At 71.8% G+C, this 15,147-nt stretch carries 9 protein-coding genes; all 9 read left to right on the forward strand.

Features of this window, described 5'->3' with window-relative positions:
* The first annotated feature begins 388 nt into the window (after positions 1-388).
* The 9 genes from bcsB to DIE08_RS22650 are packed head-to-tail and all read left to right on the forward strand — an operon-like array spanning position 389 to position 15,113.
* Positions 389-2,716, forward strand: coding sequence for a cellulose biosynthesis cyclic di-GMP-binding regulatory protein BcsB (gene bcsB / locus DIE08_RS22610; protein ID WP_124903662.1), 2,328 nt, complete (start codon positions 389-391; stop codon positions 2,714-2,716).
* 3 nt (positions 2,717-2,719) lie between these two features.
* Complete coding sequence (gene bcsZ / locus DIE08_RS22615; RefSeq protein ID WP_124903664.1) at positions 2,720-3,940, forward strand: cellulose synthase complex periplasmic endoglucanase BcsZ; 1,221 nt, start codon at positions 2,720-2,722, stop codon at positions 3,938-3,940.
* Positions 3,925-7,866 carry a cellulose synthase subunit BcsC-related outer membrane protein gene (locus DIE08_RS22620; protein ID WP_124903666.1) on the forward strand — a complete coding sequence of 1,314 codons (3,942 nt, stop codon included), beginning with the start codon at positions 3,925-3,927 and terminating at the stop codon, positions 7,864-7,866. The genes bcsZ and DIE08_RS22620 overlap by 16 nt, the downstream gene beginning before the upstream one ends.
* A gap of 9 nt (positions 7,867-7,875) precedes the next feature.
* The gene (gene bcsE / locus DIE08_RS22625; protein WP_124903667.1) at positions 7,876-9,831 is read left to right on the forward strand and encodes a cellulose biosynthesis protein BcsE; all 1,956 of its coding nucleotides are present in this window, start codon (positions 7,876-7,878) and stop codon (positions 9,829-9,831) included.
* Positions 9,828-10,037 (forward strand): hypothetical protein, encoded by a 210-nt coding sequence (locus DIE08_RS22630; protein WP_059606456.1) that lies wholly within the window; start codon positions 9,828-9,830, stop codon positions 10,035-10,037. Before bcsE ends, DIE08_RS22630 begins: the two co-directional genes overlap by 4 nt.
* Complete coding sequence (gene bcsQ / locus DIE08_RS22635) at positions 10,034-10,822, forward strand: cellulose biosynthesis protein BcsQ (protein ID WP_124903668.1); 789 nt, start codon at positions 10,034-10,036, stop codon at positions 10,820-10,822. The genes DIE08_RS22630 and bcsQ overlap by 4 nt, the downstream gene beginning before the upstream one ends.
* A complete protein-coding gene (gene bcsA, locus DIE08_RS22640) occupies positions 10,819-13,356 on the forward strand; it encodes a UDP-forming cellulose synthase catalytic subunit (RefSeq protein ID WP_124903669.1) in 2,538 nt (845 codons plus the stop codon). Before bcsQ ends, bcsA begins: the two co-directional genes overlap by 4 nt.
* 27 nt (positions 13,357-13,383) lie before the next feature.
* Positions 13,384-14,937, forward strand: coding sequence for a cellulose biosynthesis protein BcsG (gene bcsG, locus DIE08_RS22645; RefSeq protein WP_124903670.1), 1,554 nt, complete (start codon positions 13,384-13,386; stop codon positions 14,935-14,937).
* Positions 14,919-15,113, forward strand: coding sequence for a hypothetical protein (locus DIE08_RS22650; RefSeq protein WP_059691215.1), 195 nt, complete (start codon positions 14,919-14,921; stop codon positions 15,111-15,113). The genes bcsG and DIE08_RS22650 overlap by 19 nt, the downstream gene beginning before the upstream one ends.
* Positions 15,114-15,147: the final 34 nt, after the last annotated feature.

Raw genomic sequence — 15,147 nt, forward strand, 5'->3', positions numbered from 1 at the left:
GGTTACCCGGGGCGCCGGGCCGTCGGTTCGGCGGCGCCGGCAGTATGCCGGTCGGTCCGGCCGGCAGCAACGGTGTAACTCTTGCCATTCCATCGCGACGCGCAGCATTTCCGACCGGATTGAGTTGTTTTTCGCTTCGTCAGCACGAATCAGGGCGAGTTTTGTCTTGATTTTGAGATAGTGTGATGAATGTGCGAGCGCCGGTGCCAGGTGCGCGCTGTCCGATGAGCCGGCAGCGAAATGATTCGCCGTGTTGTTTCGATAAATGCATTCAGGCCAGACTTTGAGGGGAAGCAGTGGGGATGTGCACTCACGGGCATAGCTGCTTTGCGCGCGTCGGTTGCGGCGCGCTTGATGACCGGACGATCGTGACGATTCGGGGCCGCGCATGAAGCCGGCCGCGTCGCTGTTCGTCCTGTCGGTCGCCACGTTCGGCGCGTTCCATGCGGCCGCGCTGGCGGCCGCGCCCATGCCGGCTGCGGCCGCTTCGGCGTCAGCCGGCAGTCAGGCCGTGCCGGTGCTCGCCAGCGGCGCGGCCGTGCCGCCGCTCGCGGCCATGCCGAGCGCCGCCAGCGCGGCGTCCGCCGGCCTGCCCGCGACGACCGTGCACCTGCCGTTCGCGTCGCTCGGCGCGTTCGATCCGGTCCACCTGCGCGGCGCCGACGACGCGCGCACGATCAATGCGGGCGTGCGGCTCGACCGCGTGGTCACCGGCGCGCGGCTGCGCCTGACCTACGCGTATTCGCCGTCGCTGGTCTTCCCAATGTCGCACCTGAAGGTGTCGATGAACGGCGAGGTGGTCGCGACCGTCCCGTTCGACGCGACGCGCGCGGGCCGCACGGTCACGCAGGACATCCCGATCGATCCGCGCTACTTCTCCGATTTCAACCAGATCGGCCTGCGCCTGATCGCGCATTACACACTCGACCACTGCGAGGATCCGTCGAGTTCGGCGCTGTGGGCCGACGTGAGCCCGACGAGCGAACTCATCCTCGACGAGTCGCCGGTGCGCTTGCCGAACGATCTCGCGCTCTTGCCCGCGCCGTTCTTCGACCGGCGTGACAACGGGCTCCTGCGGCTGCCGTTCGTGCTGCCTGCGTCGCCCGACTCGGCGACGCTGCGCAGCGCCGGCGTGCTCGCGTCGTGGTTCGGCGCGCAGGCCGACTACCGGCAGGCGCGCTTCCCGGTTGCAGCGACGCTTCCGGCCGACGACCAGGCGGTGGTGGTCGGCACGGCCGCGACGTTGCCGGCCGGCCTCGCGCTGCCGTCGGTCAACGGCCCGTTGCTCGCCGTCGCCGACAACCCGGCCGCGCCGGGCCGCAAGCTGCTGATCGTGACGGGCCGCACGGCCGCCGAGGTCGACGACGCGGTCGCGGCGCTCGTGCTCGGCCGCGCGGCGCTGTCCGGCCCGGCGGCGACGGTCGCGCACGTGGATCTCGGCGCGCCGCGCAAGCCGTACGACGCACCGCGCTGGCTGCCGGTGAACCGGCCGATCGCGTTCCGCGAATTGGTGTCGGATCCGCGCGAACTCGAAGTGCGCGGCACGTCGCCCGACGCGATCCGGCTGAACCTGCGCGTGCCGGCCGATCTGCATTCGTGGAACGGCTCGGGCGTGCCGATCACGCTGCGCTATCGCTACACGGCGCCGACCGTGCAGGACAACTCGACGCTCGCCGTCGAGATCAACGAACAGCTCGTGAAGTCTTACCGGCTCGGGCCGGCCCACGCGGAAGACGCGCGCGGGCGCATGCAACTGCCGCTGCTGTCGGTGCCGGAAGGGCGCGTGACGAGCGATGTCGACATCCCGGCGTTCCGCGTCGGCAGCGGCAACCAGCTGCAATTCCGCTTCACGCTCGATTCGCAGAAGACGGGGCTCTGCTCGAGCACCGCGACCGAGCCGCAGCGCGCGGCGATCGATCCGGATTCGACGATCGACTTCTCGCACTTCGTCCATTACGCGCAATTGCCGAACCTGGCGTTCTTCGCGAACAGCGGTTTCCCGTTCACGCGCTTCGCCGACCTGTCGCAGACGGCGGTCGTGATGCCGGACCGGCCGTCGCCGCAGGAACTGGAAGCCTACCTGACGATGCTCGGCCACATGGGGCAGTGGACCGGCTTCCCGGCGTTGCGCGTGCAGGTCGCGCGGCCCGGCGACGTCGCCGCGCTCGCGGGCCGCAAGGACCTGCTCGTGATCGACGGCTCGCCCGCGTCGCCGCTGCTGTCGCACTGGCGCGCGGCGTTGCCGCTGTCGATCGACCAGCAGGCCGGCACGGGCGCGACGCGTGTCGCGTTTTCGGTGAAGGAGCGCTGGCGCAACGGCATCGGCATGGCCGACGGCGGCGCGCATATCGAACAGACGGGCTCGCTCGCGGCGCTGGCCGGGTTCGAGCTGCCGGGCAGCCATGGCCGCAGCGTCGTGGCGCTGACGGCGACCGACCAGACGCGTCTTGCCGACCTGCTCGACGTGTTCGAGAAGCCGGGCCTCGTGTCGCAGCTGCAGGGCGACCTCGCGCTGGTGCGGCCGGGGCAGGTCGACAGCCTGCGCGTCGGTGAGCCTTACGTGGTCGGCTTCGTGCCGTGGTACGCGCGCGTCTGGACGCACGCGGCGCAGCACCCGGTGGTGCTCGGCGTGGTCGGCGTCGTCGCGGGGCTGCTGCTCGCGCTCGGCGTGTTCAGCGTGCTGCAGAGAATCGCCGCGCGCCGACGGGGGATGTAACGGATGGCGTGGGCATTCGCAAGGCGACGGGCAACGCAGCCGGCGCGGCGGGTCGGCACGACGCTCGTGCTGGCCGTCGCGGCTGCGTGCGCGGCGACCGGCGGCGCCGGGCGCGCGCAGGCCGCGCAAAGCGGCGCGGCCGACGTGCGGTGCGGCGCGGCGTGGCCGCGCTGGGACGCGTTCAAGCGCGATTTCGTGTCGGCCGACGGCCGGGTGATCGACGTCGGCTCGGCGGATTCGCGCACGGTATCGGAGGGGCAGGCGTATGGACTGTTCTTCGCGCTCGTCGCGAACGACCGGCACACGTTCGACACGATCCTCGCATGGACCGAGAACAACCTTGCACAGGGCGACCTGAGCGCCCGTCTGCCGGCGTGGCTGTGGGGCCGCGCGCCGGACGGCGCGTGGCGCGTGCTCGACGCGAACGCGGCGTCGGATGCCGACCTGTGGATCGCGTACACGCTCGTCGAAGCCGGACGGCTGTGGCACGAGCGCAGCTACACCGCGCGCGGCGCGCTGCTCGCGAAGCGCGTGCTCGACGACGAGACGGCCAGCGTGCCGGGCCTCGGCCTCACGCTGCTGCCCGGGCCGACCGGCTTCAGGCTGGCCGACGGTCGATGGCGCGTGAACCCGAGTTATTCGCCGCCGCAGGTGATCCGCGGGCTCGCCGCGCGCCTGCCGGACGATCGCCGCTGGTCCGCGCTCGCGGCCAGCACCGGCCGCGTGCTGCTCGACACCGCACCGAAGGGCTTTGCGCCGGACTGGGCGTTGTATCGCGCCGGTGCCGGCTTCGCGCCCGATCCGCAGACCCACGCGGAAAGCGCCTACAACGCGATTCGCGTGTATTTGTGGGCCGGCATGCTCGATCGCGCCGATCCGCTCGCGGCACCGCTGCTCGCGCGCTTCGCGCCGTTCGCCGATCACATCGCCGCGCATGGCGCGCCGCCGGAGAAGGTCGACACGACAACCGGCGTCGCGGGGCCGAACGACGGCAATGGCGGCTTCTCGGCGGCGGCCGTGCCGTTCCTCGACGCGCGCGGCCAGCATGCGCTCGCCGATGCCCAGGTGGCCCGTGTCGACGCGCTCGCGCGCCAGTCGGCGCCCGGCTACTACACGAGCGTGCTGACGCTGTTCGGCCTCGGATGGCGCGATGGCCGCTACCGGTTCGGCGCGGACGGGTCGCTCGATGCGCGCTGGGAGGGCCGGTCATGCGCAGGCCGATGAAGTCCACCGCGCGGCGTGTCGCGGGGCTTGCGTGGCTCGCGTCGTCGGTCTCTGCGGGGGTGCCGGCCGCCGTTGCCGTCGCGGCGACGAAACCCGTCGCGCCGAAAGTCGCGTCGGCGCCGGCTTCGGCCGCTGCGTCCGCTTCGTCCGCTTCGTCCGATGCCCGGCTTCAGCTCGCGACCGCCCGCATGTGGGGCGCCAAGCATCGCGACGACCTCGCGCGGGACGCACTGCGCAAGGGACTCCTGATCGCGCCGGACGATCCCGAACTGCTCGCGGAACAGGTGCGCGTGCTGCTGCGGCTCGGCGACGCGCAAGGTGCGCAGGCCACGCTGGCACGCCTGCAGGCGCGCGCGCCCGCGGCGCCCGACACGCGCCGCGCGGCCGACGAATACCGCGTCGCGACGAGCGGCCGCGGCGAGATGGCGCAGATCCGCCTGCTCGCGCGCAGCGGCCGCGCCGACGAGGCGGCCCGGCGGATCGTCGCGCTGTTTCCGAACGGTGCGCCGTCCGGTGCGCTCGGCGCCGAGTACTACCAGATCGTCGCGAACGCGCCTGGCGGCCGCGAACCGGCGATCGCCGCGCTGCGCCGCGCGGTCGCGGCCGACCCACAGGATTCGAGCGCGGCGCTGGCGCTCGCGCGGCTCCTGAACCAGCGCGACGACACGCGTGCGGAGGCCAACCGCATCGCGTGGTCGCTCGCGAAGCGGGGCGACGCCGATCATACGGAAGCGATGGCCGTGTGGCGGCGCGTGCTGCAGTCCGCCGGCACCGATCCCGCCTATCTCGACGCATTGCATGCATATCTCGCGCTCGTGCCGGACGACACCGAATTCCGCGATCGTGTCGGCGCACTCGACCGGCAGCGCGACGCGCAGCGGCTGCTTGAGCGCGATCCGGGCTACATCGCGCAACAGCGTGGCTTGCAGGCGCTCGCGCGCGGCGACCTGGCCGGCGCCGATCCGCTGCTCGCGCGCGCCGCGCAGGCGCGTGCGGGCGACGCCGATGCGGTCGGCGGGCTCGGCCTGCTGCGTCTGCGCGAAGGCCGGCACGACGAAGCGCGCGCGCTGTTTACGCGCGCCGCGGCGCTGTCGACCGACCAGCGCGGCAAGTGGCAGAGCCTCGCACGCACCGCGCAGTTCTGGGGGCTGATCGCGCAGGGGCGCGCGGCGGCGTCGGCCGGACGGCCGCAGGATGCCGAGCGCGCGGCGCGCGCCGCGCTCGCGATGCAGCCCGACAGCCCGGACGCGAAGCTGCAGCTTGCCGATGCGCTGCTCGCGCAGCGCGACTGGGCGCGCGCGGAGCCGTTGCTGCGCGAGTTGCTCGCCGCACGTTCGCCGAATCTGTCGGCGGTGCGCGGCACGGCGACGCTGTACGAGAACACCGGCCGCGCGGATCGAATCGGCCCGCTGCTCGACGCGCTGCAGAGCCGCGTGACGGGCCGCGACGACCGCCGCGCGCTCGACGGCTTGCGCGCCGACCTGCTCGCGAGCGAGGCCCGCGCGCTTGCGGACAAGGGCGAACGCGGGCCAGCCGCGCAACACTACGAAGCGGCGGTGCGCGCGGCGCCCGATGCGCCGTGGACGCGTTTCGCGCTCGCCCGGTTGTATCGCGACATGGGGCTGCCGCAGCTCGGCCGCACGGTGATGGACGACGGGCTCGCGCAAAGCGACACGCCCGAGATGCGCTATGCGACCGCGCTGTATCGCAACTCGCTCGACGACATCGCGGGCGCCCAGGCCGCGCTTGCGGGCGTCGATGACGCGCAACGCTCGGACGGCATGCGTGCGCTCGCGCGCAAGCTCGACGCGGAAAGTTCGTTGGCCGGCGCGCGCGGCGCGCTCGGCCGTGGCGATCGTGCGGCCTTCGCCGCGTCGCTCGCACATGCGCAGGCGAGCGCGCCGGACGATCCCGACATGCTGGCCGCGATCGGCGCGCAGTGGATCGACGCGGGCGAACCCGAGCGCGGCCTCGCGCCGCTGCGCGACTGGATCGCCGCGCATCCGCACGAGGCCGATCCCGACGTGCGCTTGCGCTACGGCGACCTGCTCGGCAGCGCGGGGCGCGACGACGCGCTCGCCGCGTGGCTCGACGCGCTGCGCCGCGAGCCGGCGCTGACGCCGGCACAGACCGCGCGGATCGAGGACCAGTCGCTGCGGCTCGTTCTGCGGCGGACGGACGACGCGATCGCGCGACGCGACTATGCGCGCGCCCGCACGCTGCTCGAGCAGGCGAGTCCGGCGGGACGCGCGGACAAGCGCTACGCACTTGAACTGGCCGACCTCGAACGCGCGCAGGGCCATTACGACGCGGCACGCGATGCGCTCGCGCCGGTCGTCGCGCGCACGCCGGACGATGCCGATACGCAGCTCGCGCTCGCGCGCATCGACGAGGACAGCGGCCACCGCGCGGCCGCGCTCGCACGCGTGCAGGCCGTGCTCGCGCGTACGCCGGACGACGACGTCGACACGCGGCTGTCGGTCGTGCGCCGCCTGAACGCGCTGCGCCGCGCGGACGATGCCGCGCAGGTGATCGACCCGCTGCAGGCCGCGTACCCGGCACGTGCCGACGTGACGGTCGCGGCGGGGCGCGTGGCCGAGGCGCAGGGCCGCTACGACGATGCCGCATCGCTGTACCGGCTGTCGCTGTCGCAGGAGCGCACGAGCGGCGTGAGCCCGGGCCGCGACGGCCGCACGCCCGCGCAGGCCGCATTCGCGGATCTCGCACAGCGGCGCGATCCCGAGATCGAGATGGGCTGGCTGCCCGCGTACAAGTCGGGCGACGAGGGGATTTCCGCGTACCGCGCGCAGCAGGTGCCGATCTACATGCAGCTGCCGGTGCGCTACGACGGGCATGCGTTCCTGCAACTCGACACCGTGCATCTGGACGCCGGCACGCTCGATACGAGCGACCCGAACGCGTATTCGCTGAAGACGTTCGGGACCTACGCGGCGCTCAACACGCCGATCGGGCTGCCCGCGCCGTTCGCCGCGAATCCGTCGGCCGCCGCGTTGATCGCGCATCCGCCGGGCGACCTGCATCAGCCGATGACGGGCGTCGCGCTCGGCGCCGGCTATCTCACGGACGCATGGCGCGTCGATCTCGGCACGTCGCCGCTCGGCTTCCCGGTGCATTACCTGGTCGGCGGCGTACGCTATCGCTTCGACGCGGGGCCGGCGAGCTTCAGCGTGAACGCGTCGCGCCGGCCGGAGACGAGCAGCGTGCTGTCGTATGCGGGGATGCGCGATCCGTGGACCGGGGCGGTATGGGGCGGCGTGCGTCGCGATGGCGTGAACCTGCGCGGGTCGGTCGACGTCGGGCGCGTGAACCTGTTCGCCGAACTCGGCGCGGGCGTGCTGTCCGGCCGCAACGTCGAGCGCAACGCGGAAGTGACGCTGCGCTCGGGCTTCACGGTGCCCGTGTACGAACGGGCGACGATGAAGGTGAGCACGGGGCTCGTCGGCAATGCGTGGCACTACGCGCAGAACCTGCGTTACTACACGTATGGGCAGGGCGGTTACTACAGCCCGCAGCGCTACCTGTCGCTCGGCGTGCCGATCGAGTGGGCAGGGCGGCGCGACGCGCTGTCGTGGGACCTGACCGTCACGGCCGGGATCTCGAACAGCTACGAAAAGGATTCGCTGTTCTACCCGACCCTCGCGAACCAGCGTGCCGCGCAGGAGGCGGCGGGGCTCGTCTACGCGAGCAGTTCGACACGTGGCGTGTCGTTCTCGTACGGCGTGAACGGCATCGTCGAATATCGCGTGAATCCGCACCTGAGCGTCGGCGCGCAACTGCACGTCGATCGGTCGCACGACTATGCGCCAAGTTCGGCGCTCGTGTACCTGCGCTATGCATTCGACGCACGCGCGGAGCGCAGCTGGCTTGTCACGCCGACGCCGGTGCGGCTTTATTCGGATTACTAGGGGAAGCGCGTGAATACGGAAATCGATGCAACCCGTCCCGCGCTCGGCGCCGCCGGCCTGCTGGGCCGCCTGCGCGCGCTGCTGCGCACCGGGCGGCCCGGCGGCCGCACCGGCCCGCTGAGCCGGCTCGCGATCGACGGGCTGCCCGATGCATGGACGCAGCTGGAAGCGGGCGGCCTGTACACGATCTATGCCGCTGCCGGCACGCCGGCGTGCGACGCGCTGGTGTGGGAAAGCGCGCGGCAGTCGCGCACGCGCGACGTGACGGTCGTGCTGTCGCGCGACGCGGCGCGCGTTGCCGCGCAGATGGCGTCGCGCGGTTTCGCGGGCGGCGCGCAGCCGGCGGGCTGGCCGCGTAACCTGAACGTGCTGGCGATGCCGCCCGCGCATGAGCCGGCCGGCGGCGATGCCGCGCGCGAACCGGGTGCGCCGCGCCGTGCGGTGCCCGCTCCGTTCGCACGGCTCACCGGCGGCTTGCGCGCGATGAAGCGCTACGGCTTTCGTGCGCGCTCGCTGTATTTCATCGAAGGCGCGCAGCGCTGGTTCAGCTGGGCCGATCCGGCGGCGCTCGCGGAAGAGGCACATGCGCTCGCCGACTGGTGCCGCACGCACCGGATCGCGCTGGTGCTGCTGGTCGATCCCGAGATCGTGCGCACCGGCGCGGACCCGGATACCGACGATCCGCCGCTCGTGCGCGATGCGAATCGCGCGCCGCGCAGCGGCTTTCACGCGGTGTGCTCGGGCGTCTCGCAGCTGCAGCGCACGCATGGCGAGCTGCTGTGGGTCGTCGATTTCTGGCGTGCCGGCGACACGCTCGCGGCCGGTGAAGTGCGGCCGCTGCGTTTCGCGCCGAGCGGTCGGCTCGCGGCGATCGTCGACGGCGGCGCCGCCGAGCCGTCGCGCCGCATGAAGCTCGCGATCGACGAGGATCGCGTCGTCGTCAGCCGCGCGGCGCTCGACGAAGCGAGTCGCGTACCCGCCGGCTGGGAAATCGTCGACGACAATGCGGCGGTCGTCGCCGCCTGTGCGCATGCGCAGGCCGCGACCGCGGTTCTGGCGTTCCGCACGCACGCGCAGCTCGAGGCGCTGTGCGCGGCCGTTCACACGCTGCGCCGGCAATCCGGCGGTGCATTGAAGATCGCCGTCGTCGAACGCGGGGAGGTGCTGCGCCAGCAGTTCGAGATGCTCGTGCTGAGCGTCGGCGCGAACCGCGTCGTCGCGCGCGACCTGCCGGTGTCGCGGATGCACGCGGCCGTGAACGCGCTGCGCGGGCAGCTCTATGCGCGGCCCGTCGCGGCCGACTATCGTGCGGCGCTCGCGGCCGCGCTCGGCGATTCGGTGCTGGGCTACCTGCCGGTCGGCGCCTTCTGCCTGCGGATTCGCGCGGTGCTCGATCGCGGCGCCGTGCTCGCGTTGCCGCATACGCTCGCGAAGATCGCGCTGCTGCCCGGCGTGTCGCACGTCGATGCGCTGCGGCACTGCCGGCCGCGCCGCGCGGGCGATGTCGTGACCGCCGATGCCGGACACCTGTACGTGTTCCTGTTCGCGTGCGAGCCGGCCGATGCCGATGACGCGCTTGCACGGATCTTCGACGTGCCGGTCGATACGCTGTCCGATCGCGTCGTGTGTCTCGGGCAGGGCAGCATCGACACCGAGCTCGATGCGCTGAAGACCGAGAACCGGCGCGCGCCGATCGCCGACTACAGCGACCTGTTCGCGACGGTGAAGCGGGCCGGTGCGGCGCGCGCGCCGGTCGAACGCGCGGGGGATGTCGCGACGCCCGCTGAACCGGACGCCGAAGTCGCAGCGACCGGGACGGTCGACGAGCATGCCGATGCGCCGCCGCACGCCGACGACGCAACGCCGGCCGCCGATGCGCGGGCACCGTCCGCCGAATTTCCCGTCGCGCGCACGCGCGGCGCCACCCGCAGTGCGATGCCGCTGCGCAAGCCGGAGGGCGCATGATCGCCGAACTCGTCATCGGATTCGTTGTCGGCATCGCGATCGCGGTGCCGGTGTGGATCATCGCGCAGCACCTGGGCCTCGGCCGCGGCTTTCATGCGCCGCGCGGGCTGCACCGGCGCGACGCGGTGCCGTGCGAACTCGTGCCGGTCGCGCTGCGCGGGCGCCTGTTGCCCGAAGCCGGCCGTACCGACGAGGCCGCGCCATGAAGACGATCGCCGTCACGTCGACGACCGGCGGCGCGGGCCGCACGACGCTCGCGGGCGCGCTCGCGGTGCTGCTCGCGCGCCGCGGCCGGCCCGTCGTCGCGGTCGAGTTCGACGCGCAGAACCTGATGGGCGCGACGCTCGGTCTCGATACGCTGGCCGAGCACGGGCTCGCGCACAGCCTGCTCGGTGACGCGGGCGACGCCGCGCCGTGGCACGCGCATACGTGGCGCAATGCCGATGGCGTGCTGTTCGTGCCGTACGGGCAGGTCGACGCGGCGGGCGCCGCCGCCTGCGATGCGCGGCTCGCGGCCGATCCGGCCTGGCTGTCGCGCGCGCTCGACGAGATCGCGCTGCCGGCCGACGGTGTCGTGCTGGTCGACACCGCGCGCTATCCGTCGCCGCAGGCCGAGCAGGCGATTCGCCGTGCCGACCTGACGCTCGTCGTCGTGCCGCCCGAACCGGCCGCGTGCGCGACGGTCGCCGCGCGCCTCGATGCGTTGCGGGCTGGCGGCGGCGACCTGCAGATCGTCGTGAACCGGCTGAACCCGGCGCGCGACATGCAGCGCGATGCACTCGCGATGCTGCGCGCGGTCGCGGGGTCCGCGTCGATGCTCGAACAGCGGATTCACGTCGATGCGGCCGTGCCCGAGACGCTTGCGCGCGGCACCTGGATCTTCGACGACGCACCGTATTCGCAGGCGTCGCACGACCTGAACGGCGTCGCGAACTGGGTCGACACGTGGCTCGTGGCAGCCGCGGCCGGCCGCACGGGAGCGCGGCGATGAAGGCCGCGTTCGTGTCGCGCTGGCGCGCCGCGACCCGGCGTGCGACCGACTGGTGCGCGCGCGGGATCGGGCTGCCGGCCCAGCGCACACTGCTCGACTGGCTCGTGCGGCTGTTCTTCCATGCGCCGCCGCCCGGCCGGGCCGATCCCGTGGGCCGCCGGGCGCGCGTCGTCTTCCTGCGGCTCGCGCAGGAGTGGGGCGTGCTGCAGCCGCTGAGCCCGCGCGAATGGCTGTGGCGCGCGATCGTGCGCGCGCCGCGCGCGGCCGACGAGCGGCCCGCGCGCGATCCGCTCGCATGGTTCGACACGTTCGTCGTGCCGGTCTACGTCGCGGCGCGCGCGCTCGGCGCCCGCCTCGACGCGCTGCTCGGGCGCCTGCCGTGGGCGCGCTGGGGCGGCTGGCTCGACGCGCGCGCGCACGGCGTCGGCCGGCACCGCTGGCTTGCGCCGCTGCTGCTGATTGCCGGTGCGCTGATGTGGGCCGCGGCCGGGATGTCGCCGCTGATGCCCGGTGCGCAGTTCGCGTTTTTCGCGATCGTCGCGGTGCTGGCGCTGGCGCTGCGCCGCCTGCCGGGCCATCTGCCGACCCTCGCGCTCGCGTCGCTCGCGCTGCTCGCCACGGTCCGCTATGTGTGGTGGCGCACGACCCAGACGCTCGATTTCCGCAGCCCCGTCGAGGCGTTCGCCGGCTACCTGTTGTACGGTGCCGAAGCCTACACGTGGATGATCCTGCTGCTCGGCTTCATACAGACCGCATGGCCGCTCGATCGGCCGATCGTGCCGTTGCCCGACGATCCCGACAGCTGGCCGAGCGTCGACATCTATATCCCGACCTACAACGAGCCGCTGTCGGTCGTGAAGCCGACCGTGTTCGCGTCGCAGAGCATCGACTGGCCGACGGCCAAGCTGCGCGTGTACCTGCTCGACGACGGCCGCCGCCCCGAGTTCGAGGCGTTCGCGCGGGAAGCGGGAATCGGCTACCTGACGCGCGACGACAATCGCCACGCGAAGGCCGGCAACATCAACCGCGCGCTGCCGAAGACGCACGGCGAATACATCGCGATCTTCGACTGCGATCACGTGCCGACACGCTCGTTCCTGCAGACCACGATGGGCGTGTTCCTGCGCGATCCGAAGTGCGCGCTGGTGCAGACGCCGCACCATTTCTTCTCGCCCGATCCGTTCGAGCGCAACCTCGGCACGTTCCGCGAGATCCCGAACGAGGGCAACCTGTTCTACGGGCTCGTGCAGTCGGGCAACGACCTGTGGAACGCGACGTTCTTCTGCGGATCGTGCGCGGTGCTCAAGCGCAGCGCGCTGGAGGAGGTGGGCGGCGTCGCCGTCGAGACCGTGACCGAGGACGCGCACACCGCGCTCAAGCTGCATCGCCGCGGCTACACGTCGGCATACTTGCCGACCGTGCAGGCGGCCGGCCTCGCGACCGAGAGCCTCGCGGGCCACGTGAAGCAGCGTACGCGCTGGGCGCGCGGGATGGCGCAGATCTTCCGCATCGACAATCCGTTCCTCGGGCGCGGGCTCGGCCTCATCCAGCGGATCTGCTACGGCAATGCGATGCTGCATTTCTTCTACGGGATCCCGCGGCTCGTGTTCCTGACGATCCCGCTCGCATACCTGTTCTTCCACCTGTACTTCATCAACGCGTCGTCGATCGCGCTCGCGAGCTACGTGATCCCGTACCTGGTGCTCGCGAACGTCGCCAACTCGCGGATGCAGGGGCGCTATCGCCACTCGTTCTGGGCCGAAGTCTACGAATCCGTGCTCGCGTGGTACATCGCGCTGCCGACCACCGTCGCGTTCTTCAGCCCGAAGCACGGCAAGTTCAACGTGACCGACAAGGGCGGCAAGATCGACGAAGGTTACGTCGACTGGTCGACGTCGAAGCCGTACCTCGTGCTGTTCGCGCTGAACGTGCTCGCGATCGCGGCCGGCCTGTGGCGGCTCGTGGCCGACCAGGGCGACGAGGCGTCGACGATCCTGATCACGCTCGGCTGGACCGTCTACAACCTCGCGATGCTCGGCGCCGCGCTGGCCGTCGCGCGCGAGACCAAGCAGGTGCGCGTCACGCACCGGATCGCGATGCGTGTGCCGGCGACGCTGCTGCTCGCCGACGGGTCGACGGCGGCTTGTTTCACCAGCGACTACTCGACCGGCGGGCTCGGCCTCGAAGCGGTGCCGGGGCTGCCGCTCGCGGTCGGCGACACGCTGACGGTGTGCGTGACGCGTGGCGACCGGCCGTTCCCGTTCCCGGTGCGCGTGAGCCGCGTGACACCGACACATGTCGGCGTGAGCTTCGAGGCGCTGACGCTCGAGCAGGAGCGCCAGCTCGTGCAGTGCACGTTCGGCCGCGCGGACGCGTGGCTCGACTGGCACGCGGGCGCGCGCACGGACACGCCGCTGCGCGGGCTGAAGGAAGTGCTGCGCGTGGGCCTGGACGGTTACGTACGAATGTGGAAGGGCGCGGCGCGCGGCGTGCAGTCGATGCTGGCGCCGAAGCTCGATCGGGCGCGCGACTGACGCGCCGCCCATCACGGAGTGGTTTAGATGACGTTCTGGAATCTGTATTTCATCCTGAAGTTCGCGCTGTTCGCGACCGGCCACCTGCAGCCGCTGTGGCTCGCGAACCTCGCGTTCGCGCTGGCGCTCGCGGCGAGCGCGCCGATCCGGCGGCGCGCGTGGCGCATCGTGCGACAGCTCGTCGCGATCGCGATCGCGGTGCCGCTTCTCGCGCGCGAAATGCATGCGCCGCCGCTCGCACGCCTCGCCGAAGCCGCGCGCGAGGTCGCCACGTTCCGCCTCGACTACTGGATGGAGCTGCTGCCGCGCCTGTTGCCGCCGGTGCTGGTGCTGACGGTCGCGGGCGTGCTGATCGTCTATTTCGTCGTCAACCGCTGGGTGCGTGTCGCGACCTTCGTGCTGGCCGCGCTGATCGTGATGCCGCTGTGGCAGGCCGGCAACGGGCTGATGGCGCGCGTCGTCGCGCCGCTTCCGCAGCAGGCCGATGCGACGGGCGCGCGCGCCGGCCAGCCCGAGGATCACAACGCGGCGCTCGCGACGTTCCGCGCGCAGGAATCTCAGCGCCAGGTCGCGTTCGGTCATCTCGGCAACGACTCGGCCGCGCAGTTCGACGTGATCGTGCTGCATGTCTGCTCGCTGTCGTGGGACGACCTCGACGCCGCGAAGGTGCGCAACCATCCGATGCTGAGTCACTTCGACTACCTGTTCAACAACTTCAGCACGGCCGCGAGCTACAGCGGGCCGGCCGCGATCCGCGTGCTGCGCGCAAGCTGCGGGCAGGAAGCGCATGCGGACCTCTACAAGGCCGCCCCCCAGCAGTGCTATCTGTTCTCGCAGCTCGCGTCCGCCGGCTACACGGTGCAGTCGCTGCTGAACCACGACGGCCACTTCGACAACTTCCTGCAGGTCATTCACGACAATATCGGCGTGCCCGACGCGCCGATGATCTCGAACGCCGCCGCCCCGGTCGCGATGCATGCGTTCGACGGTTCGCCGATCAAGGACGATTACGGCACGCTCGCGAACTGGTACGCGCAGCGCGCGTCGGTGCCGGGCCCGGTCGCGCTGTACTACAACACGATCAGCCTGCACGACGGCAACCGCGTGGCGGGTAGCGCGCTGACCAGCATCGATTCGTATCCGCAGCGCGCGACCAAGCTGATGAACGACTTCGACCGGCTCGCCGACCTGATCGCGCAGTCGGGCCGGCGCGCGGTGATCGTGTTCGTGCCCGAGCACGGCGCCGCGCTGCGCGGCGACAAGAACCAGGTCGCGGGCCTGCGCGAGATTCCGACGCCGCGCATCGTTCACGGGCCGGTCGGCGTGCGGCTCGTCGGTTTCGCCGGCAATCACGGCACGACGACCGTGATCGACCAGCCGACGAGCTTTCTCGCGCTCGCGCAGCTGCTGTCGAACCTCGTGTCGAACAGCCCGTTCAAGCCGGGCGCGACGCTCGCGCAATATGCTGCCGACCTGCCGCGCACGCGGATGGTCGGCGAGAACGAAGGCACGGTGACGATACAGACGAGCGCCGGCTATGCGGTCAAGACTCCGGACGGCGTATGGATCGACGAACAGTAAACATCGGCGAAGGCGACGACGATCGCCTGTCGCAACCGAACGACGTGCTCGGCCTCGCGCGGCACTTGCCCGCGCTGGACCCGGCACGCTACGTCGACGAGCAGGCGCGGCGCGCGTTCGTCGAATCGCTCGACCGCTGGCCGGTGCTGGCGAAGCTGATGGGATTGAAGCGGTAAACGCGACGCGGCCGGCGTGAAAGCCGGCCGCGTC

The sequence above is a fragment of the Burkholderia sp. Bp9004 genome, from assembly GCF_003858025.1.
GTDB classification, from domain to species: domain Bacteria; phylum Pseudomonadota; class Gammaproteobacteria; order Burkholderiales; family Burkholderiaceae; genus Burkholderia; species Burkholderia diffusa.

Excerpts from the sequence above, each read along its gene's own strand:
- DIE08_RS22650 (WP_059691215.1), top strand. The coding sequence starts at position 14,919 with ATGGATCGACGAACAGTAAACATCGGCGAAGGCGACGACGATCGCCTG.
- bcsB (WP_124903662.1), top strand. The coding sequence starts at position 389 with ATGAAGCCGGCCGCGTCGCTGTTCGTCCTGTCGGTCGCCACGTTCGGC.
- bcsZ (WP_124903664.1), top strand. The coding sequence starts at position 2,720 with ATGGCGTGGGCATTCGCAAGGCGACGGGCAACGCAGCCGGCGCGGCGG.
- bcsQ (WP_124903668.1), top strand. The coding sequence starts at position 10,034 with ATGAAGACGATCGCCGTCACGTCGACGACCGGCGGCGCGGGCCGCACG.
- bcsG (WP_124903670.1), top strand. The coding sequence starts at position 13,384 with ATGACGTTCTGGAATCTGTATTTCATCCTGAAGTTCGCGCTGTTCGCG.
- DIE08_RS22620 (WP_124903666.1), top strand. The coding sequence starts at position 3,925 with ATGCGCAGGCCGATGAAGTCCACCGCGCGGCGTGTCGCGGGGCTTGCG.
- bcsA (WP_124903669.1), top strand. The coding sequence starts at position 10,819 with ATGAAGGCCGCGTTCGTGTCGCGCTGGCGCGCCGCGACCCGGCGTGCG.
- DIE08_RS22630 (WP_059606456.1), top strand. The coding sequence starts at position 9,828 with ATGATCGCCGAACTCGTCATCGGATTCGTTGTCGGCATCGCGATCGCG.